The sequence below is a fragment of the Streptomyces sp. NPDC005648 genome (assembly GCF_040605395.1).
GTDB lineage: Bacteria > Actinomycetota > Actinomycetes > Streptomycetales > Streptomycetaceae > Streptomyces.
This window is the reverse complement of record NZ_JBEXCS010000073.1, coordinates 27963-51439: the sequence shown is the minus strand read 5'-3', so window position 1 is coordinate 51439 and position 23477 is coordinate 27963. Positions and strand designations below refer to the sequence as shown.

9 protein-coding genes are annotated in these 23477 nt (G+C 71.2%); 7 read left to right on the top strand and 2 right to left on the bottom strand.

Annotated elements, in window-relative coordinates:
* Window positions 1-839 (bottom strand): aldehyde dehydrogenase family protein (locus ABZT17_RS32655; RefSeq protein ID WP_356354189.1); only part of this gene is annotated, 839 nt, incomplete at its 3' end.
* Between the two features lie 131 nt (window positions 840-970).
* Between ABZT17_RS32655 and ABZT17_RS32650 the strand changes: the two genes are divergently transcribed.
* The 7 genes from ABZT17_RS32650 to ABZT17_RS32620 all read left to right on the top strand — a co-directional run bounded on the left by ABZT17_RS32650 (window position 971) and on the right by ABZT17_RS32620 (window position 19713).
* Window positions 971-1942 (top strand): SMP-30/gluconolactonase/LRE family protein, encoded by a 972-nt coding sequence (locus ABZT17_RS32650; RefSeq protein WP_356354187.1) that lies wholly within the window; start codon window positions 971-973, stop codon window positions 1940-1942.
* Between the two features lie 76 nt (window positions 1943-2018).
* A complete protein-coding gene (locus ABZT17_RS32645; protein WP_356354185.1) occupies window positions 2019-2888 on the top strand; it encodes an SDR family NAD(P)-dependent oxidoreductase in 870 nt (289 codons plus the stop codon).
* A 96-nt stretch (window positions 2889-2984) separates the two neighbouring features.
* Entirely contained in the window at window positions 2985-4208 is a 1224-nt protein-coding gene (locus ABZT17_RS32640) for an amino acid deaminase/aldolase (protein WP_356354191.1), read from the top strand.
* A 38-nt stretch (window positions 4209-4246) separates the two neighbouring features.
* Complete coding sequence (locus ABZT17_RS32635; protein WP_356354183.1) at window positions 4247-5518, top strand: MFS transporter; 1272 nt, start codon at window positions 4247-4249, stop codon at window positions 5516-5518.
* A gap of 85 nt (window positions 5519-5603) precedes the next feature.
* Window positions 5604-6725: an AI-2E family transporter gene (locus ABZT17_RS32630; protein WP_356354181.1), complete on the top strand. Its 1122-nt coding sequence runs from the start codon at window positions 5604-5606 to the stop codon at window positions 6723-6725.
* 275 nt (window positions 6726-7000) lie between these two features.
* Window positions 7001-14347 carry a SpvB/TcaC N-terminal domain-containing protein gene (locus ABZT17_RS32625; RefSeq protein ID WP_356354179.1) on the top strand — a complete coding sequence of 2449 codons (7347 nt, stop codon included), beginning with the start codon at window positions 7001-7003 and terminating at the stop codon, window positions 14345-14347.
* Window positions 14348-14427: 80 nt separating this feature from the next.
* The gene (locus tag ABZT17_RS32620) at window positions 14428-19713 is read left to right on the top strand and encodes a neuraminidase-like domain-containing protein (RefSeq protein ID WP_356354177.1); all 5286 of its coding nucleotides are present in this window, start codon (window positions 14428-14430) and stop codon (window positions 19711-19713) included.
* Window positions 19714-19734: 21 nt separating this feature from the next.
* On the opposite strand, the gene ABZT17_RS32615 is transcribed toward ABZT17_RS32620, so the two are convergent.
* The gene (locus tag ABZT17_RS32615) at window positions 19735-23259 is read right to left on the bottom strand and encodes a WD40 repeat domain-containing protein (RefSeq protein WP_356354175.1); all 3525 of its coding nucleotides are present in this window, start codon (window positions 23257-23259) and stop codon (window positions 19735-19737) included.
* Window positions 23260-23477: the final 218 nt, after the last annotated feature.

The window sequence follows — 23477 nt, the reverse complement described above, 5'->3', positions numbered from 1 at the left end:
GTCGACGGTGGAACGCCGGTCCGCCCTGGCGGCGAACCGGCTCTTCCTGCCCTGCTCCGCAGGAACTTCGCTCCCTCCCCCGGCTGAAGCCGGGGGTATCCACGAAGGAGAGACCCGATGAGCCGCTCGCCCGCCCGTGCCGCGACGGCCCGGCCGGTCTTCGTCGACCCGGTGAACATCACGAAGTCGGCGTGGTCCACGACAGCCCGGCCGGTGGCGCCGGCCCCGGTGACGACCTGGAACACGTCCTTGGGCCAGCCGCACTCGCGGGTCATCTTCTCCATGAGCAGCGCGGTCAGCGGCGTGCACTCGGAGGGCTTGAGGACGACCGCGTTGCCTGCGGCCAGGGCGGGGATGGCGTCACCGAAGGAGTTGATCAACGGGTTGTTCCACGGACCGATGACGCCGACGACGCCGAGCGGTACGCGGCGGGTGTACATGCTGCGCCCGAGTACAAACGGCGAGAGTGAACGGATCTTCGTCTCTGCGAGGTGGTGCCGTGCGTGCTTGGCCCAGTAGGCGAAGGCGCTGACGCAGTAGACGATCTCGACGATCGCGTCCTCTTCCGCCTTGCCGTTCTCCGCGACGATGGAGTCCGTGACCTCCTGCCTGTGGGTCAGCAACCACTGACGGCCACGTGCGAAGAGGTCCGCGCGGCTGCGGGCACTCAGTGCCGCCCAGCCCGGCTGCGCCCGCCGGGCTCGTGCGACCGCCTGCGCCACCTCTTCCGTCGACGCGTCGGTGACGTGGCCGACCACTGCTGCGGTGGCCGGATTGTCCACTGCGATGTGTGCGTCCGGCCGGGCGCCGTCTGGTGGGAGCGATCGAGTCTGAGCCACGGAAAAACTCCTGCCGGAACGTTGACTTCGGTTCGCCCAGAATGAGACGGTCGCCCGTACAAGTCAAGCGTCCTGTACAAGCGTCCAACTCTTGGGAACCCCAGGGCGAACCGTCACCGAGGAGCAGCTGGATGAAGCGGACGACATCGGTCGCGTTGAGCGGCTTCGGTGTTCCCGAGTCCCTGCGCTGGCATCAGGGGGCCCTGTGGTTCTCCGATCTGGCGCACGGCACGGTGCACCGCTGGGACGGCGACGGGGAAGCCGAGACGGTGCTCAAGGTCCCTGGCCGGGCCGGCGGGCTCGGCTGGCTTCCGGACGGGCGCATGCTCGTCGCTTCCATGGACGGAGGCGTCGTGTACCGGCTGGAGGCGGGCGGCGAGCTCGTCGAGCACGCGGATCTGCGGCACCTTGTGGGCGGCCCGGTCAATGACATGCTCGTCGATCCGCTGGGGCGCGCGTACGTCGGCAACTTCGGCTTCGACTACCACGCGTTCGCCCGCGAGCACGCGAACGCCATGCTCTACGCGCCGCCCGGTCCACCGAAAACACCGATCGCCTGCCTGGCCCCGGACGGGACCCTGCTGGGCGTGACGCGGCCGGTGCTCTTCCCCAACGGATGTGTCCTCACGGCCGACGGCGCCACCCTGGTGGCGGCCGAGACCCTCGCCATGCGACTCTCCGCCTTCCCCGTGCTCCCGGACGGCAGACTGGGCGAGCCCCGACCCTGGGCCCCGCTGATCTCACCGTTCCTGTGGCGTGCGGTGAACGATCCGGGACCGCTCGGCAGGATCACCCGGCGCGTCTCGGCACTCCTGGACCATCCGGCCATCGCCAAGCGCTCCGCCTCACCGATCGCCCCCGACGGCATCGCCTGGCACAGCGACGGCGCGACGATGTGGATCGCGAACGCTCTGCGCGGCGAATGCGTGCGCGTGGCCGAGGGCGGCCGTGTCCTCGATCGCGTCGCGACCAGCCAGAACACCCTGGGCTGCCTGGTCGCGGGGCTCGACGGTCGCACCCTGTTCGCGGCGACCGTGCCGACCGACGATCCCGTGCGCGCCGCCGAACTGAGCGGCGGCCGCATCGAGATGTTCCGCCTGTGAATCCCTCGGTGACAACCGGGACCGATTTTTATGTTGGACGATTGACTTGGACATACGACCAGGAGACTCTGTGGCCATGAGTGGAACGCCTCGAAACAGCCGGGTCCTTCTCGTCACCGGTGCGGCCTCCGGCATCGGCGCCGCGATCGCGCAGCTGGCGGTGGCACGCGGTCACCGGGTGATGCTGACCGATGTCGACGAGCAGGCCGTGCAGGCCCGCGCGCTCAGCCTGGGCGGCCGGGCCGCCGGCTGCGTACTGGACATCCGCGATCCGGCAGCCTGGGACAAGGCCTTCGAAGCGGCGGAGGCCGCGTTCGGTGCCGTAGACGTCCTGGTCAACAACGCGGGCATCACCCACACCGGCCACGCGCGAGACCTCAGCCCCCGGCAGCACCGCGACATCGTCGAGGTCAACCTGCTCGGCACCATCACGGGCACCTGCACGGCGATCGAGCGGATGACCGCGAAGGGCCACGGCCACATCATCACCGTCTGCAGCATGACGGCGTTCCTCCCGCTGCCCGGATACGCCACCTACTGCGGCTCGAAGTACGGGGTGCGGGCCTTCCACCACAGCGTGGCCCTGGAGGAACGCGACGGGCCCCTCAACTTCACGATCATCCATCCTCCGTCCACGCGCACGGGCATGCTCGACCAGGAGATGGCCGACCCCGCTTGTGCCATCTCCTTCGCCGAGAAGTCGTACGCCCCCGAGGACATCGCCGAGACCGTCGTCGACGCGATCGTCTCCAGACCGGTCGAGGTGGTGTTCCCGCCGGTGGGCGGTCGGGTCCAGCGGATCGCCGGTGTCTTCCCCCGCCTGATGCGGTGGGTGATTCCGCTCGCCGAGGCCAGGGGCAGACGGCACCGGGAACGCCTCATCGCCGCCAAGGCGGGCGCCCGCCGGCCCGGCACGGCACGGCCTTCGGACCGGTCCACCGTCTGACCCTCGCGGATTCCGGCCGCCGCTGACCAGGCCGGTCAACGTCAACTACCGAGAAAGGGTGCGGATGTGAGCGCACATGTGGTGTCCGGGCCGGACATGAAATCGGCCGCCTCTGCCCTCGCCGGACTGAGCGAGGTCCGGATGGCCCAACTGAACCGGGCCACCGAGCACTTGGATCCGCCGTTCGCCGTGGTGGACCTGGACGCCTTCGACGCCAACGCCGAGGATCTGACGCGCCGGACGGGCGGGCTCGCCACCATCCGGGTGGCGAGCAAGTCGCTCCGCAGCCGCGAGTTGATCCAGCGGGCCGCCCAGCGGGACGGCTACCACGGCATCCTCGCCTTCACTCTGCCCGAGGCCCTGTGGCTGGCAGAAGACCACGAGGACGTGGTCATCGGCTATCCGACCGCGGACCGCACCGCGCTGCAGCGGCTCGCGAAGGACGAGCGTGCGGCCGCCCGCATCACCCTCATGATCGACTCCGTGGGCCAACTGGACTTCATCGACCATGTGGTGGGCGCTTCCCGGCCCGAGCTGCGCGTGTGCATCGACCTGGACGCCGCGCTGGAACTGGCCGGCGGCCGCATCCACCTGGGCCCGTACCGCTCCCCCGTGCACTCCCCACGGCAGGCCGCGGCGCTCGCCCGGGAGATCGAGGGCCGCCCCGGGTTCCGCCTGGCCGGAGTGATGTCCTACGAGGGCCAGATCGCCGGCCTCGGCGACAACCAGCCCGGCTCCCCGCTCAAGCGGGCAGCGCTCCGCGCCATGCAGCGCCTCTCCGCCCGCGAGCTGGCCGACCGGCGCGCCGCCGCCATCGCCGCCGTCGAGGCCGTCGCACCGCTGGAGTTCGTCAACGGCGGCGGCACCGGCTCCATCGAACAGACCGCGTCCGAGCACGTCATCACCGAGATCGGCGCCGGATCAGGCCTGTACGGACCGGGGCTGTTCGACTTCTACCGGCGTTTCCGTCCGCGGCCCGCCGCCTACTTCGTCCTGTCGGTCGTACGCCGCCCGACCGACAGGATCGCCACCGTGCTCGGGGGCGGCTGGATCGCCTCCGGACCGACCGGCCGTGACCGTCAGCCCACCCTGGCCTGGCCCCAGGGCCTGCGGACGAACCCCCTGGAAGGCGCGGGAGAGGTGCAGACGCCGGTGCTCGGCACGGCAGCGCACGGACTGCGCCTCGGGGACCACGTGTGGTTCCGGCACGCCAAAGCCGGCGAACTGTGCGAGCGGGTGAACACCCTCCACCTGGTGTCAGGAAGTGAGCACGTGGGCCAGGTCCTCACCTACCGGGGCGAAGGACACGCCTTCCTCTGACCACTCCCCCGTCCTCGGCCCAGTCTCCCGGAGGCCCGATGCTCCCCGACTTCGACTCCCCCGCTCCGGCCCTTGCGGGCTCCGTCGGCCAGGCCGTCGCCCATGGACCGGCCGAACCCGTCACCCGTCGCTGGACGACGCTGTACGGCCTGGTCTGGTTCGGCTTCTGGATGGCGAATCTCGTCCCTCTCCAGCTTCTGCTCCCCCAGCAACTGGAGACGATCGACCCGCCCTCCAAGGTCTACGACTTCGCCGTGGTCAACGGTGTCTCCGGGCTGGTCGCGCTCATCGCCCTGCCCCTGTGCGGCGCCCTGTGCGACCGTTCCCGCAGCCCCTTCGGCCGACGCAGACTCTGGCTCGCCGCAGGCGCGATCGCCTTCGCCGCCGGACTGATCGTCACCGGCGCGCAGACCACCGTGACGGGTGTGGTGGTGGCGTGGGCTGTCAGCATGATCGGGCTCAGTGCGGCCACCGCCGGGCTCACCGCCGTCATCGCCGACCGTGTTCCCGAAAAGCAGCGCGGCATGATCTCCAGCGCCATCTACGGTCCCCAGGCCCTCGGTGTGGTCGTCGGCATCGCCCTCGTGTCGGCCTTCGGGCTGTCTCCCCTGTCCGGATTCGCGGTCATCGCGGCCCTGTTGATCGTCTGCATCGTGCCGTTCCTGACCGCTCATCGCGACACCGCTTTCCCGGTCGAGGCGCCGCTCAGCATCCGAGAACTGGTCGCGTCCATGGGCAGCTCACTCCGGAACCGGGAATTCGCCTGGGCCTTCGGCGGACGGCTCCTGGTGAATCTGGCCAACTCGCTGGGCACGTGCTACACGCTCTACTTCCTCACCGACGGCCTCAAGGTCTCCGATCCGGACGGCAGCCTGCTGGCCTGCACCGTGCTCTATCTCCTCGCCGGCCTGGTGGCCACCACTGTCGCCGGTGTGCTGTCCGACCGCCTCGGTCGACGACGTATCTTCGTCGCTCTTGCGGCGCTGCTCCAGGCGGCTTCCGGCTTCCTGCTGGCGAGCGCCCCGAGCCTCACCGTCATGCTGGTGGCATCCGCTCTCATGGGTGGTGGCTTCGGTGCGTACATGGCCGTCGACCAGGCCTTGATCACACAGGTTCTCCCCGATGCCGAGAGCCGGGCCAAGGATCTCGGCATCATGAACATCGGCTCGGTCGTGCCCCCCGCCATCGCTCCGCTGATCGCCGGCGTGGTCATCAGCTCGGACCGCGGCTACCCGCTCCTGTTCGCCCTCGTAGGCGCGGCCGCAGCCGTCGGAGCGCTCCTTGTGTACCGCATCCGTTCCGTCCGCTAGACGTGCGGAAGGCCCCCTCCGATGTTCTGTTCTGCACACATTCCTGAGACCCAGTTCTCCTGAGACCCAGTTCTAGGGACGGATCATGTCGCAAGTGCCGTCGGCTTCCGGTTCGCGCCCTGAGCCCGCGCTGGCCGTCCCCTGGGGGGTACGGGTCGCCGCTGAGGTCGGCTGGCGGCTGCTGGTGCTCGCCGGGACCGTGTGGGTGCTGATGCGGGTCGTCGGTGCGGTCCAGCTGGTCGCGTTCGCCTTCGTCGTAGCGCTGCTGCTGACCGCCCTGCTCGAACCCGCCGTCGCCCGGCTGAAGCGGACAGGGGTGCCGCGCGGGCCCGCGACCGCGCTCACCGCGATCCTCGGGTTCGCCGTCATCGGCCTCCTGGGCTGGTTCGTGATCTGGCAGGTCCTGGAAAACGTCGACAGCCTCTCCGAGCAGGTCCAAAGCGGTATCGAGGATCTGCGCCGCAGGCTGCTCGACGGCCCCTTCCACGTCACCGACAAGCAGATCAACGGCGTCGCTCAGAGCCTGGCCGATGCGGTCGGCGCGAACACGGACGCCATTACTTCGGTCGGCCTGGAGGGCGTGACGGTCGTCGTCGAGGCCCTCACCGGCATCCTGCTCACCTTCTTCTCCACCCTTTTCCTGCTCTACGACGGCAAGCGGATCTGGGAGTGGACCCTCAAGCTGGTGCCCGCGAACGCCCGGCCGGGCGTGGCCGGCGCCGGGCCGCGGGCGTGGGCGACGCTCACGGCGTATGTGCGCGGCACAGTGGTCGTGGCGCTGATCAACGCCTTCTCCATCGGCATCGGCATCTACTTCCTCGACGTCCCGATGGCTGTCCCGCTCGCCGTGTTCATCTTCCTGTTCTCCTTCATCCCGCTGGTCGGCGCTGTCGCCTCCGGCGCGCTGGCCGTGGTCATCGCGCTGGTCACCCACGGCGTGTTCACTGCCGTGATGACACTGGCGGTGGTACTGGCCGTGCACCAGATCGAAGGCCACATCCTGCAGCCGTTCATCCTCGGCCGCGCGGTACGCGTGCATCCTCTGGCCGTGGTGCTGGCGGTGGCCTCCGGCGGCATGACCGCGGGCATCGGCGGCGCGGTGGTCGCCGTACCGCTGGTCGCCGTCACCAACACATTCGTCGGTTGCCTGAAGGCATACTCCCAGGATCCAGCCCTACACACGCCCGAGGGCTCACACAGGGCGTAGCCCTGCCCGGCACGGATGCTCGTGCCCATGGGTGCCGGCCATCCTCACCCGGCTCGACGAAAGAGACAGGGGCACCCCCCGCCACACCCCCCGCCGCCGCGGAGCTCGCCTCCGCCTTCCCTTTCGCCCGTGGGATGTGTCGCGCGGTCCGCTCAGTGGAACAGGACGTGACGGGCCTTTGCTCACCCGCCACATTGCTCACGGGCACCCGTGCACGGCAGACCACCGAATGTACGGGGACCTTCGCTGATCGTCGGAAACTGGGGGAACGGCACATGGGCGTTGAGGGCAGCACCGACACCGCCGCGGCCGGGTCGGTCATCTCGTTGCCCAAGGGGGGTGGCGCCGTGGGCGGGTTGGGGGAGAAATTCTCGCCCGACCTGTTCACCGGGACCGGAAACTTCTCGATCCCGATCACGCTCCCGGCCGGACGCGGCGGTCTGCAGCCCCAGTTGACGCTCGCCTACAGCACCGGCAGGGGCAACGGACCCTTCGGACTCGGCTGGCAGCTCTCCCTGCCGGGCGTGTCCCGGAAGACCTCGCGGGGCCTGCCCCGTTACACCGATGCCGATGTGTTCGTGCTGTCGGGTGCGGAGGATCTGGTCGCCGTCGTGGGCGGCGCTCCGGGGCGGGTGCGCTACCGGCCGAGAACCGAGGGCATGTTCACCCGGATCGAGCACGTCGCCGACGCCACCGGCGACTACTGGGAGGTCCGCGGCAAGGACGGCTCCCGCACCAGGTACGGCACCCCGCGGCCGGCCGGCGCACCGGACGGCTGGCGGGACCCGGCCGCGGTCGCCGACCCCGAGGCGCCGGGCCATGTCTTCGGCTGGCGGATCACCGAGACCACCGACGCCCTCGGCAACCTGATCAGGTACTCCTATCTGCGCGATCTCGGTCGGGAACCGGGCCGGGTCTGGGACCAGCCGCTGCTCGCCCGGATCGACTACGCGGACTACGGCGACCGGACCGACCCGGCGTTCCTGGTCACGGTGGACTTCGACCACTCCCAGCGCCCCGACCCGTTCTCCGACTACCGGGCCGGTTTCGAGGTCAGGACGTCCCTGCGCTGCGACACGATCCGGGTGAGCACGCACGCGGCCGACGGGGTGGCACGGGTCGCCCGCGAGTACCGCCTCCGCTACGACCAGGCCGCCTTCAACGGCGTGTCCCTGCTGACCGACGTGACCTGCGTCGGCATCGACGAGGGGACCACGGACAACTCGACGGGCACTCCGGGGACGGGAGGCACCGGGTCGGGCGGGCCGGGGCCGGGGGACGGCCCGGGCGGGCCCGCGTCAGGCGGCGAGCCCTTCGCACCGACCACTGCACAAGCCGCGCCCGACGAGAACAACACGGTCACCCCTGCCGCCGCAGCGCCCGCCCCCGCCGAAGAGTCCCTCCCGCCCCTGGCGTTCGCCTACACCGACTTCGACCCGGCGAGCCGCGCCTTCGCCCCCGTGACGGGCCCCGGTCTCCCGGCCGGCGCGCTCGACAACCCGACATACGCGCTCGTCGACCTCCGCGGCGTCGGCCTGCCCGACGTCGTGGAACTCGGCGCCGCGCAACGCGTCTGGCGCAACGCCGGGAACGGCCGCTTCGAGCTGCCCAGGACACTGTCCGAGGCCCCGCCGTTCCGGCTCGGAGCGTCCGGTGTCTCGTTCCTGGACGCGGACGGGGACGGGCGTGCCGACCTGGTCGTCTCCCCCGCCGCCACGCCGGGCGCCCGCTCGGCCGGGGGCAGCGGCCCCACGGGGTATTTCCCGACGACGTTCGCGGGCGGCTGGTCACGGCATTCCTTCCGGCCCTACCGGCAGGCACCGAGCGTGAGCCTGGCCGACCCGAACGTGAAACTGGTCGATCTCGACGGTGACGGGCTGACGGACGTACTGCGTTCGGGCAGCCGCCTGGAGGCCTGGTTCAACGACCCGGATCCGCAACTGGCTTGGCGGGCCACCGCGGAGAGCAACGGCAGCGGGCCCGGCGTCGACCTGTCGGATTCCCGGGTGCGGCTCGCGGACATGACCGGCGACGGTCTCCAGGATCTCGTGCTGCTGCGCAACGGCAACATCTCGTACTGGCCGAACCTCGGCTACAACCGCTGGGGCGCGCAGGTGACGATGCGCGACTCGCCGCGGCTGCCCGACGGATACGACCCGCGGCGGGTGCTGCTCGGCGACGTGGACGGCGACGGCATCGCCGACCTGGTCTACGTCGACCGCGGCCGGGTGTCGCTGTGGGGAAACCGGTCGGGCAACGCCTGGACCGCCGAGCCGGTCACCGTCCACGGCACCCCGGATCTCGTCGGCTCGGACTCGGTCCGGCTGTCCGACCTGTATGGCACCGGCATGGCCGGGCTGCTGTTCAGCCGTTCGGCGGGCGGCCCGGGACGGAGCGGCGCGAACCTGCGCTTCCTCGACATCACCGGTTCCACCAAGCCGTACCTGCTGACCGGCATGGACAACAACCTGGGTGCGCTCACCCGGGTGACGTACACGCCTTCGACCCGGGAATACCTGCGGGACCAGGCCGATCCCGCGACCCGCTGGCGGACCACGCTGCCCTTTCCCGTGCAGGTGGTGACGAAGGTCGAGGTCGACGACCGGATATCGGGCGGCCGGCTCAGCACCGAGTGCCGCTATCACCACGGCTACTGGGACGGCGTGGAGCGGGAGTTCCGCGGCTTCGCGATGGTCGAGCACCTCGACACGGAGGTCTTCGGCGCCGCGCCCACCGGGACCCGCGCGGTGCCCTCCGAGCACTACTCGCCGCCCACGCTGACCAAGAGCTGGTTCCATCCCGGGCCGGTCGCCGCCGACGAGGCCGGCGACTGGACCGAACTCGACCTGCGGCACGAGTACTGGGCCGGCGACGCGCCGGTGCTGTCCCGCCCGGCCGCGCAGGACGCGTTCTTGGCCGCCCTGCCGCGCGACGCCCGCCGGGCCGCGCTGCGCGCGCTTCGCGGGCAGGTGCTGCGCACGGAGCTGTACGCCCTCGACGACACCGCCCGCGCGAGCCTCCCCTACACGGTGACCGAGACGCTCTCCGGGGTACGCGAGGAGTCCGCCCCGACCGCCGGCGAGGACCCGCGCCGGGAACGGATCTTCTTCCCGTTCACCCTCGGCAGCCGGACCACCCAGTGGGAACGCGGCACCGAACCCATGACGCGGTTCACCTTCACCACCGGCTACGACGCGTACGGCTTCGCTACCGGCGAGCTCGCCGTCGCGGTGCCCCGGGGCCGCGACCCGCTGGCCACCGCCCCCTCCCCCCAGCCGTACCTGGCCACCTTCACGACCACCGAATACGCCCGCCGCGACGACGCCGGCCACTATCTCGTCGACCGGATCGCGCGGACAACCGGCTACGAGGTCGTCAACGACGGCCGACCGTCCGTTTCCGACCTGCGCTCCGCCGTCCTGACGGAACTCGCGCAGGCCACCGCGGACGGCGTGTCCCTGCAGGTCATCGGCCACACCCGGACGTTCTACGACGGCGACGCCTACCTCGGACTGCCGCTGGGCACGCTCGGCGAGTACGGCCTGCCCACCCGCACCGAGTCGCTCGCGTTCACCGACGCCTTCCTCGACACGCTCCACCCCCCGGGCGACCCCCGGCCCCCGTACCTCGTGCCGGGCGGGGCTGCCTCCTGGCCGGCCGACTACCCGCCGGAGTTCCAGCGCCTGCTGCCACCGCTGGCCGGCCACGCCCACTACACCGACACCGACGTACCCGGATCGCCCGGCGGCCACTACGTGATCGGCGCGCGCCACCGCTACGACGTCCACGTCGCAGGAAGGGTGCCGCGCGGACTGCCGGTCGCGTCGCTCGACCCGCTGGGCGCCGAGAGCCGGATCGACTACGACCGGCACGACCTGCTGCCGGTGCGCGCGGTCGACCCGGCCGGGCTGGAGATGGCCGCCGCCTACGACTACCGGCTCCTGCAGGCCCGGGAGACGACGGACGCCAACGGAAACACCTCGGCCGTGGTCTTCTCCCCGACCGGACTCGTCACCGCCCACCTCGTACGCGGCAAGAACGGCGAAGGAGACCGCGACGCACCGAGCACCCGGATCTCCTACGACCTGCTCGCGTTCGCCGCACGAGGAGAACCCGCCTCGGTGCGCAGCACCCGGCGAATCCACCACGACGGCGACACCGGCGTCCCCACCGCCGTACGTGACGAGGTGATCGTCTCGGTGGAGTTCTCCGACGGATTCGGCCGGGTGCTGCAGTCCCGCGCTCAGGCCGAGGACACGCTGTTCGGCGACCCGGCGTTCGGCGGCGGCGTCATACCGGCCGGAGATCTGGCACCGGTCGGAGACACCACGGGGCGCACCCGCGGTCCGTCCGACCCGGACAACGTGATCGTCTCCGGCTGGCAGATCTACGACAACAAAGGCCGGGTCGTGCAGAAGTACGAGCCGTTCTTCTCCACCGGTTACGACTACGCGCCGACACCGGACGCCCAACTCGGCCAACGGGCACGCGTGTTCTACGATCCGCGCGGGCAGGTCGTCAGGACGCTGAACCCGGACGGCAGCGAACACCGCGTCCTGTTCGGCGTCCCCGCCGACCTGAGTGACCCGGACCGGTACACGCCGACACCGTGGGAGTCGTACACCTACGACCCCAACGACAACGCCGGCCGCACCCACCCGGACACCAGCGCCGCCTTCCAGGGGCACTGGAACACCCCCGCGAGCGCCGAGTTCGACGCGCTCGGCCGCACGGTACGCGCGGTCGTCCGCAACGGAACCACCGGCGGCGACCTGCTGACCACGGTCTCGGCGTACGACATCCAGGGCAACCTCGTCTCGGTCACCGACCCGCTGGAGCGCACCGCCTTCGCCTACACCTACGACCTCGTCAAGCGATGCTGGCGCGCCGACGGCATCGACGGCGGCCGACGCGACACCGTGCCCGATGCGCTCGGCAGCCCGGTCGAATCCCGCGACGCCAAAGGGGCGTTGACGCTCGCCGCCTTCGACGCGCTGCACCGGCCGGCCCGCGTCTGGGCCCGGGACGACGCGTCGAAGGCGGTGACACTCCGGCAGATCGTCGAGTACGGCGACGCCGGCACGCCGGGCCAGCCCGCCGCCGAGCGCGCCGCGGCCCGCGCGGCGAACCTGCTCGGCAGACCGGCACGCCATCGCGACGAGGCGGGCCTGGTCACCACCACCGCCGTCGACTTCAAGGGCGGCGTACTGGAATCCGCCCGCCGGGTGATCGCCGACGGCCCGGTCCTCGCCACCTACACCGCCGCGGCGGCGAACGGGTGGCGGGTGGCACCGTTCCAGGTCGACTGGACGCCGGCCGCGGGCCAGGACCAGGCCGCGCGGGACGCCGTACTGCTGGAACCGGCCGACTACGTCACCACGACGAGTTACGACGCGCTGGGCCGGGTCGTGTCGCGGCTGCTGCCGGCCGATGCCGAAGGCCGCCGCCGGGAGGTGCGGCCCGGCTACAACCGCGCCGGGGTGCTGGAGTCGGTCGCGCTGGACGGCGCCGCCCACGTGCAGCGGATCGCCTACGACGCCAAGGGCCAGCGGACCCTCATCGCCTACGGCAACGGCATCATGACCAGGTACGCCTACGACCCGCACACCTTCCGGCCCGTCAGGATGCGAAGCGAGCCCTACACGCTCGCCGACGGAGCGACGTACCGTCCGGCCGGAGCCGCGCTCCAGGACCACGGCTACGACTACGACGTCGTCGGGAACATCCTCGCGCTCCGCGACCGTGCGCCCGGCAGCGGCATCCCGGGCAACCCCGAGGCCCTCTCGACGACCGACCCGGCCCTGCGCGCGCTGCTCGGCAGCGGCGACGCCCTCAACCGCAGGTTCTCCTACGACCCGGCGTACCGACTGCTGTCCGCGACCGGACGCGAGCACCAGGCGCCCGCTGCCGGCGACCCGTGGTCCGGCCTGCCGCGCGGCACCGACGTGACACGGACCCAGGCGTACACCGAGACCTACGGCCACGACGCGGCCGGGAACCTGCTCGCCCTGTCCCACACCGGCACCGGAGGCTTCACCCGCGCCCACACCGTCGCCGCGGGCAGCAACCGGCTCCAGCGGACGACCGTGGGGAGCACACCGTACGACTACGCCTTCGACCCCAACGGCAACCTGCTGTCCGAGACCACGTCCCGGCACTTCGGGTGGGACCACGCCGACCGGCTGACGGCGTTCGCCACCCAGACCGCGGGAGCCGAACCCTCCGTGCACGCCCAGTACTTGTACGCGGCGACCGGCGAGCGGGTGAAGAAGCTGGTCCGGCGGCAGGGCGGGGCCGTGGAGGTCACGCACTACCTCGACGAGACGTTCGAGCACCACCGCTGGGCGACCGGGACCCCGAGCGCGGCCCAGAACAACCACGTCCACGTGATGGACGGGCACCAGCGCGTCGCCCTGGTCCGCTTCGGTGCGGCCCACCCCGACGACCGCGGCCCCGCCACCGCGTACCACCTGCCGGACCACCTCGGCAGCAGCACCGCCGTCCTCGACGGCACCGGCACCCTCACCAACCGCGAGGAGTACACGCCGTACGGCGAGACCAGCTTCGGCGGTTACACCGGCAAGCGGTACCGGTTCACGGGCCGGGAACGCGACGAGGAGAGCGGGCTCGCCCGTCACGGCGCGCGCTACTACGCCCCCTCGACGGCGCGTTGGGCCTCGTGCGATCCAACCGGCCCGGCCGGCGGTGTCAACCAGTACGCGATGTGCGGCGGTGATCCGGTCAACCGGACCGACACCCGCGGCACGGACTGGGAGTTCACGTGGGATCCACGGGAATGGGCTCCGCTGGAGTTCGCCAAGGAGGAGATCGCCCCCAGAGCGGCGGGCGCCGCCAAGGTGGTGGCCGGCGCGGGCGCCTTCGTCGCCGGAGCGGCGCTGTGCGAAACAGGGGTCGGATGCATCGCCGGCGGCCCGCTGATGGTGATGGGCGCCGACGTGGCCGGCTCGGGGGCCGTCCAGACGGTTCGAGGCGCGCCCGCACCCACCGCGTTGGGCACACTCGCCGGTCCTTCGGCCCAGCAGTTCGAGGAGAACGTGGTGGCGGCCGCCGGATTCGCTCATATGGCCGCACAGGGCTATGCGATGTGGCAGACCGGCCGGCCGCTCGGCCCCCCGTCCGCGCCGCCCCGGCCGGGCCCCGCACCGAGACCGACGGGAACAGGCGGCGGGAAACCGAGTGCCGGCGCCCGGCCGCCGGCCGGGCCACCCGCGGAGCCCACCTTCCTCAAGTCCAAGGCCCCCGAACCCGCCGCCCCGGCTCCCAAGGCGCCCCGCGCCGAACCCCCTCAGACTCCACGCTTCCGCATCGGTGAGGGGGTACGCAGGTCGGTGGCCCATCGGGAACTGGGCATGCCCTCCGTCGAGGCGGTCCACTCCACCACCCGTCAGCCCCTGGGCCGGATCCCCCTCGACCAGTTGCTGTCGCCGAAGCCGTCCGTCGCAGCGGACTCCCGGTACCTGGACATCCTCCGAGGCGTCGGCGGCGGCAACCCTCCGGGCGTGCCGGGCCCACCGCCCATCGCCGTGGAACCGGTGGCGCCGATGGCCGACACGAGCAACCTCACCCCCGTTCCGCAGGTGCGCCTCACCCGACCACGGTGAATTCGCAGGTCCTGTCCCTGCCCGTGCGACACGACGGCCAGCAGCCGAAGAAGAAGCCCCAAGACCGGATTGGAATTCTCGTGAGCGTCAGCGAATCCCCAGCCCCGGGCGGTGCCACCGAGCCGGCCCTGATCACCCAGACGATCCCCAAGGCGCCCCCGGAAGTCTTCCCGTCGGTGACCATCACCCCGATCACCGCCCGTGTGGTGGCGGGAGTCGCGACCGCGGTCACGGTGAACGCCGACCGGGGCACGCACTGGGTGTGGCTGTCCGGGGACCTCAGCTGGAACGACGAGCCGATGGTCACCTTCCAGGAGACCAGGATCAGCGTCGACGGCGTCCAGGTCATCGCCGACCACCGGGGAGGCGGCGGCACCGAGGCGGTGACCTTCCAGACCCCCGGCACGCACACGCTGGTGGCGTCCGCGGTGACCACCGACGGGACCGTCTACTCGTCGGCCCCGATGAGCGTGCGGGTCTACGCGGCCGGGCCGCCCGCGTTCACGGTGGCGGCACCCACGGCCGGCACGACGGTCAACCTGGACGAGGCCGGCAAGGACATCACCGTCCAGGTCACCACGACGAGCGACCAGTACCTCCCGCTCAACGTCAGTGTCACCTGGGACGACAAGGTGACGACCGGTCAGATACCCCTGGGCACCACCCAGTTCCAGACGACGATCCGTCTCGCCCCGATGCCGCTGGGAACACGGACCATCTCGGTCACCGTCGCGGATCCCGACGGGGCCGGCTCGACCAAAACCACCTCGGTGACCTGCAAGGACGTCTCCCCGGCGCAGGTGCTTGTCGACTATCCGCCGCAGAACGGCAACATCGTCGGCGACGACACGGGCGCGGCGACCGTCCCCATGCACGGCACGGCGACGGACCTCCAGAGCGGCATGGTCGGCGGCAGCGCCTCGGTGGCCTGGGCCCTGACACCCACCGGAACCAGGACGACGGCGACCCCGGCGGCCGCCGGGGACTTCAGGAACTGGACCGCCTCGGTGCCGCTGACGCCGGCCGGGTTCGGCGCGCACACGATCTACGTGTGGGCGACCGACTCCGCGGGCAACACGATGGCGGCCCCGCAGACCGTCCCGGTGACGGTGATCAGCTCGTACACCCCCAAGACGCTGGACGAACGGCTCAACGACCGTGAATACCTTGCCGCGTTGCTGTCGTTCACCCAGGAGCAGGTGACGTTGCCGGGGACCCCGCCGACGCCGCTGGACACCCACACCCTGGTCGGCGCCCTGCTGCAGCCCGTCGACCGTTTGAGCCAGCCGCTGTCGGCGGCCGTCGACCAGGGAAACCGCCAGATCAACCAGTTGCGGGTCCCCATCGAGGTGCTCCGCTCCTACATCGCCGCCACGAACACCTCCACCACACCGGGTGCGAACGGGGACCGGGCCTATCGCATCGCCGCGTACACGGCACTGCTCGCCGCCGCCGGGACCTCGTACACCGAACTGCGCCTGGCCCGGGGCGCCGACCCGGCCTTCCGGCAAGCCCTCGCCGCGCGGCTGGGCATCCGGCTGTCGGCGACCTCGCCCGACGAGCTCGACCTGTTGCTGCTGGACGCCACGGGTCCGGCCGAGTCGGTGCTGGAGACCGTCTTCGGACTGCAGGCGACCACCGGCGCCGACCCGCTGCGGCTGCCGTCGACGCCCTGGCTGCTGACGTGGCGACAGACCGCGCTCGCGCTGACCTGGGCCGAACAGGACCAGCACCCGACCGTGCCACCGGCCTACCGGGTGCTCGCCGACCCCGACGTGATCGCCGCCACCGACATCGTGGCCGGCCCCAACGGCGACCGTGTCCGTACGCTGCTCGGCTCCCGAACCCTGCTGCTCACCCTCTACCTGGCACAGCTCAACGACGCCCGGACGAAGGCCGCCGACCCCGTGGCCGGCCTCGCGGCGATGCAGAACCTGGCGCTGCCCGGCGTCGACCTCGCGGCCCTGGAGGCCAGGGACGGACGCGGCGAGGACATCAGCGCCGCCCTCACGGCGGCGGGGCTCACCCGCGGCGGCTTCCTCCACCTGCGGAAAGTGAGCAGGCTCGCGGCCACCGGGACCGTCACCACGGCCGAGTGGGGCGACGCGACGGCCGTGCTCGTCGGCGCGCACAAGGAGACCCTCTACGCGAGCTGGCGGGCACAGGAGTCCACGTTCGTGCTCTCCCCCGACTTCTTCGTGCTCACCAGCGCCACCGGGCCCACGGTCAGCCCCTACCGTGTCGACCCGCGTGCCCGCACGGACTGGCAGTCCACGCTGCGCGCCCGAATCACCCAGCGCCAGGACCTGACCGATGCCAACGACCAGGCCGTCGCGTCCGCCGAACGGGCCGCCCTGCCCATCCTGCGCGACGCCCTCCTGGCGGACCTCGCCCCCTCCACCACCGGCAACATCGGCGAGGAGATGTCGGCGCGGTTCTTCATCGACATCCTGGCCGGCGGCGCACTGCGCACCACCCGCATCCGGCAGGCCATCGAGAGCATCCAGTCCCTGCTGTCGGCCAAGCGCTCCGGCGAGCTGCCGGCCAACCATCCCGCGGCCGCCTGGATCCTGGGCGGCGCCTCCTTCACCGGCGCGTGGACGTGGATGGGCGAGAAGGAGAGCTGGCAGGCGGCCACCCTGGCGTTCCTGTTCCCCGAGCGCCATCTCGACCCGGCCCTGCTCGTCCCGGCCGCCGGGCCGCTGCACGACCTCTTCGAGACCGTACGCGGCGCGAGCGTCTTCAACGGCTCCGTGGCCGCGCAGGTGGCGAAGGACTATCTGAAGGCGATGAACAGGACCTTCGGCTACTTCGACCCGGGACTGAGCACCGCGCAGCGCCCGCCGGAACCGGACAACACGCAGATCTTCTGGACCGTACCCCTGCTGCTCGCCCAGCGGCTGCAGGCGTCCGGCGACTACCAGGCCGCGCTCGACTGGTACCGGCTGATGTACTCGTACGACGTCTACGACGCCGGGAAGCCCGTGTCCCTCTACGACCGGATCAACACCGAGAAGGTCTTCCGCCCCGACCTCAGTTTCCCGCCCGGCTGGACGACCGCGCTGGACCCCTTCACGCTCGTCGCCAAGCGCCCCGCGCCCTACACCCGCTACACCCTGCTGTCCGTGATCCGATGCCATCTCGACTACGGCGACGCCCAGTTCACCCGGGAGACCGACGAGTCGGTGGCGCACGCCCGCACCCTCTACGTCACCGCGCGCCGCCTGCTCCAGAACCCCGCGCTGCAGCCGCAGCTGCCGCTGACCTCCGGCGAACCGGCCCTGCCCATCCCCGACCTGGAGGTGCTGCGCAACCGGGCGGAGGTACAGCTCGCCAAGATCCGGCAGGGGCGGAACATCGCGGGCCTGCCCCGCGCCCAGGACACCGAGGCCGCGACGGTCGTCCAGCCGACCCCCTACCGGTTCAAGACCCTCCTCGAACGGGCCAGGCAACTCGCCGCCCAGGCAGCCCAGATGGAAGCCGGCTTCCTCGCCGCGCTGGAGAAGTACGACGACCGGAGCCTGCGCCTGTACGACGCGGTCAAGGGCATCGACATCACGGCCGCGCAGGTCGGCGTGGCGACGAGCCGGGTGCGGGAGGCCGCCGACGCCGTCCTCGCCGCGACGGCGCAGAGGACCAAGGCGGACACGATGGTCACGTCCTACGCGGCGGCCATAGACGCACCGCCCAGCCGCTACGAGCAGGAACTGCTCGCCAACTACGCCGACATGCGCGACATCAAGGACCACATAGCCGAGGCCGACACGGCGATCGCCATCGCGCAGGCCGCCTCCGCCGGGGCCAGCTTCGCCGACGCGATCTTCAGCGGGGGCGCACGCCAGGCCCTCGCGATCGCCATCGGCGCGACCGCCGCCGTCAAAGGCGCCTTCGAGCTGCAGCAGAACTCCCTCGAAGCGCAGATGCAGGCCAACCAGCTGCGGGCCGGCATCGAGCAGCGCAAGGACGAGTGGCGGCTGCAGCAGGTCGCCGCGCAGCAGGAGTCACTCGTCGCCGCCGCTCAGGTCACCACGGCCCGCGACCAGGTCACGATCGCCGTCCAGGAGCAGGCCCTGGCCACGCTGCAGCACGACCAGGCCGTGGCCACGCTCAAGTTCCTGGGCGAGCAGTTCACCAACGCCGACCTGTATCTGTGGATGAGCAACACCCTGGGCGGCGTGTACCGGTCCTTCCTCCAGCAGGCGACCGCCACCGCCCGGCTCGCACAGGCCCAACTGGCCTTCGAGCGGGCCGAACCGGCACAGACCGTGATCCGCAACGACTACTGGCAGTCGCCTGCGGAGCTGACGGCGAACACCGCCCAGGCCGACCGGCAGGGTCTGACCGGCGCGGAACAGCTCACCGCCGACCTGGCCCGGCTCGACGACTACGCCTTCAACTCCGCCCGGCGACGCCTGAATCTCTCCCAGACGTTCTCGCTGGCGCGTCTGATGCCGGTGGAGTTCATGGAGTTCCGCCGTACCGGGACGCTCGCGTTCGCCACACCGATGTCCCTGTTCGACGCCGACTTCCCCGGCCACTACCTGCGCCTCATCCGCCAGGTGCGCACCAGCCTCGTCGCGCTCGTACCGCCCGACCGGGGCATCCGCGCGACCCTGTACTCCAACGGCATCTCCCGGGTGACCACCGGATCGGACGGCACCTTCCAGGACGTGACGGTGCGCTCCGATCCCGGAGTGATCGCCCTGACCTCACCCGTCAACGCCGGCGGGGTGTTCGAGCTCGACGTCCAGCCGGACCTCCTGCTGCCGTTCGAGTCCAGCGGCGTGGACACCACCTGGGAGTTCCAGCTCCCGCCCGCCGCGAACCCCTTCGACTTCTCGAGCATCGCCGACGTACTGCTGACCATCGACTACACGGCCGCGTACGACGACACCTACCGCAGGCAGCTGCTGACCCGGCTCAACGCCGACCGCAGCCGCGGCGCGGACTGCGTGTTCAGCCTGGCCCGCGACTTCCCCGACCAGTGGTACGACCTCAACAACCCCGCCGACCCCAAAGCCCGTACGGTGGCCGTCCCCTTGCGGGACATCGACTTCCCGCTGGGAGTCGGCTCCCTGTCCACCGCCGCCGTGGCCGTACACCTCTCCAGCGGCGCCGCGGTGCCCGACACGGCGGTCACCCTCACCCACGGCGCGAGCGGAGGCACAGCCACCACCACGAACGGCATCGCCAGCACCAGGCGAGGCAACGCGACCGCCTGGACACCGCTGTGCGGCCCGAGCCCCACCGGAACCTGGCAGCTCACCTTCGGAAGCGACGCCGCCCCGCTGTTCGCCTCCGGCGCCCTCGACGACATCGTCCTCGTCATCGGCTGGACCGGCCAGGCCCCCACCTGGACACCGTGAACCGACCCGGTCCCCTCTGTCTCATGCGCTCCCCGCGGACACGCTGCCGTTCTCGGGAAGCAGGTGGGTGCGGCGCTCCTCCGCCGTCAGCGAGCGGAAGATGCGTTCACGAGCCGCCGACAGGAGCGCGGTGACGTCTCCCTCGGCAGCCCAGACCCGGGTGGTGCGGTCCTCGGAGCCGGAGACCACCCGACGGCTGTCGGGAAGCCAGGCGACGGAGGAGCATCGGTCGCGGTGGATGCCGATCACCCTGCTCTCGCCGCCGTCCAACGGGTTCCACAGACGGACCGTGTGGTCGTCCGAGCCAGTGGCGATACGGCTGCCGTCCGGCGACCAGGCGAGTCCGCGGACACGGGCCTCATGGCCCTTCAGGAGGTGCTGGAGCCCACCCGTCGCGGTGTCCCAGACGCGTATGGTCCAGTCGCCGGAACTGGTGGCGAGCAGGGCACCGTCAGGAGACCAGGCCACCGCGTCGACCCAGCTCTGATGGCCTTTCAGACGGTGCAGGAGACGGCGATCCGATACGTCCCAGATCTGCGCCGTGTGGTCGTCCGAACCGGTCGCCAGCATCGTCCCGGTCGGTGACCACGCCAGCGCGCAGACCCATTGGGAGTGCTCTCCGTACTGTCCGAGGTCCGCGCCGGTCGCGGCGTCCAGCACGGTGGCACGGTGGTCGCGTCCGGCGACGGCGAGTCGAGTGCCGTCCGGGGACCAGGCCACGGCCTCCACCGTCTCGTGGCCGGTGAACAGCGTCCGCTGCTCGTCTGAGTCGAGAGCCCCCCAGATCCGCACGGTGTTGTCGTCGGCACAGCTTGCCAGCCGGCGCCCGTCGGGGCTCCATCGCAGATCATTGACCACCGCGGTGTGGCCGGTGAGGGTCTTGACGCTCTGCCCGTCGTCGGTGCGCCGGACACTCAGGTCGTGGCCGCTGCCTACGGCGATGTGACCGCCGTCGGGGCTGACTCCGACACAGACCACGGGGCCGGGATGACCGGCCGTCTGGCGCAGTTCGGTGCTGCGTGTCCCCATGGTCCAGATCCGGGCCGTGCCGTCCTCGGAGCATGTGGCGAGGCGGCCTCCGTCCGGTGACCAGGCCAGGCCCTGTACGCGGTCGGTGTGTCCGCACAGGCGGACGAGTTCCCCGCCGTGGTCGAGGGAGCGTACATGGACCTCGGGTCCCCGTGAGGAGACGGCGAAACTGTCGCCGCGAGGGGAGCATCGCAGATCGGTGACCAGCTCGCTCAGTTCGGGGAAGGTCCGTCTGACCCGACCGGTCCTGGAGTCCAGGACACTGATCCGGTGATCCACCGCGCTGACCAGGCAGCTGCCGTCAGGCGTCCAGGACACGGGCGTGGCGTGATTGTTGGAGCGTTCCAGAACCTGCTCCGGGCGCCCCGTTTCCATGGTCCACACGATGCAGGTCCGGTCGTAGGCGGCGGAGACGAGCCGCGTGCCGTCCGGGGACCAGGCGAGCCGGTAGATCTCGTTGCGGTGGTCGGACAGCTCCTCCGTCTGCTGCCAGCTCGCCGTGTCGAAGAGCCGGATGCGCCGGTCGCGCGAACAGGTCGCCAGCCGGGTGCCGTCGGGAGACCAGGCGACCTCGCGGACCGTGTCGCCGAACGCGGTCAGTACGGCGACGGCCTGCCCGGAGAGGGCTTCCCACACCCGCGCCGTTCGGTCGCGGGACGCGGTGGCCACGTGCCGCGAGTCCGGCGACCAGTGCACGCCGACGACCCCCGACGTGTGGCCGGTCAACACGGCGGCGGGCGCGCCCGTCGCGGCGTTCCAGATGCGGGCGGTCCCGTCCAGCGACCCGGTCACTATCCATGTCCCGTCGGGCGACCACGCGATGGCACGTACACCCGCCCTGTGGCCGGTGAGCACGGCCTGGGTGTGGTTGTGCGCGAGCGCGGCCATCAGGGCCCGTACCGCCGTGGCAGTGGGCGGGCACTCGGCCAGGACCGTCGCCGCGAGCAGGGTGCCCAGTTCCGGGTCGCGTTCGGTGTTGGTCAGGACGTAGCGGCCGACCGACTCGGAGACCTGGTGCAGAAAGGCCCGGTCCCGGCTGCGGGAGGCCGTGACCAGTTCCCGCATGTCCGAGGTCGCTTCTCCCGCGGGCTCCAGGGCGGACAGCCAGCGCCGGGCCAGGGCGAGTCTGTCCCCGGTGAGGAGGTAGTCCGGGCTGCGTCCCGAGGACCGCCAGTCGGCCGCCCAACGCTCCAGCTCGCTGCGGCTGTTGAGCCGTTCGGCGCGTACGGCGACCTGCTGGTGCAGGGGCGGCCACTGACGGAACAGGGCCTCGTGAGCCACCTGCACCATGGGGACGGTGTCGACCTGGGCGACGACGAGCAGCCGCGCTTTGTCGAACGGGCGCAGAATCTCCCGGTCCTGGTCCGACAGGGCCGTCAACGGCACACGGCGCTTGACGGGTTCGCCCGCCTCCATGCCCACCAGGCGCAGCAGCACACCGAGGACGCTGTCCGCGCCGTGTTGGTCGACGACGGTGGCGAAGACCTCGTCCGCCTGGCAGGCCAGCGCGCCGGCCACGCCCCCGAGGGACAGGTAGCTCTCCTTGGTGGCCACACGGGAGTCGCCGATCGACAGATAAAGCTCCCGCAGGAGGTAGCCGAGCAACGGCAGCGCGTCCGCGGTGCCGGTGTCGTCGACGATCCGCGCGACCAGTCCCGGCTCGAACGTCACACCGGCAAGGCGGGCGGGCTGCTCGACAGCGGCGACGAGTTCGGCGGTGGACATGGCGCCCAACGCCATCGGCGAGGCGAACAGCTGCGGCTGACCACAGGTCAGGAAGTCCTGCAGAAACTCCACTCGCAAGGTGGCCACGACCCACAGGCGACGGTCGTGCGCGAGTGCCGCGGAGACGGCCGCGAGGAACGCCTCCCTGTCGGCGTCGGGGGCGAAGGTGATCAGCTCTTCCAACTGGTCGATCACCAGGAGCGTACGCCCGGACAGCACGCTGCCAGGGGTACGCGTCCCGCGCACACCCGCGAGGTCACCCGCCCGCAGACGACGCACGGTCTCCGCACGTTCCCGCCCGTCCGGCTGCGTCAGACTGTCGGCCAGGCGTTCCAAGGGCTCGGGACCGGGCACGACGGTCGGCAGGACGGTCCATCGCGACCTCAGCAGGCGTGGCAGGACTCCGGCGTGCAGCAGCGAACTCTTGCCGCTTCCCGACATCCCCGTGACGCATACGAACCTCTCCCGAGGGTCCGTCGCGGACGTGTTGAGCCGCCGCACGATCTGGCCGACCTCTGCTTCCCGCCCGAAGAACACGGAAGCGTCCTGCCGGCCGAAGGCGGCGAGCCCGGGGTAAGGGGTGGCCTGCGGATCCCAGGCAGGTCGTGGGGCCGGGGGGTGCGTACGTCGGTGAACGACCACCTGGCCCACGATCACCACGCTCAGCAGCACCAGCACCACCAGAGGCGCGATGCGGCTGAGGACACGCGCACCGGGCGACTGGATGGCGTTCGCCGCGAAGTTGGCAGCGACCTCCAGGAACGTCGCCGAGACCAGGACAGTGATCTCCAAGGCCCGAGGTGAGCGTTGTCGCATCAGCTTCCCCCTAGTCGCTAGGTGCTGCCCAACCACCGACCTACCGAAACCGACGAAAGGCGACGTTCCTGACCGAGACGGCCCCTCCGTCACCGGAACCCGATCATGAATGGCTTACCCACGGTAAGTGGTCCTTCAGGTACAGGCGGGAGCGGGGCCGACAGGGCACTGGACAGCACGTCCGAGCGTCGACA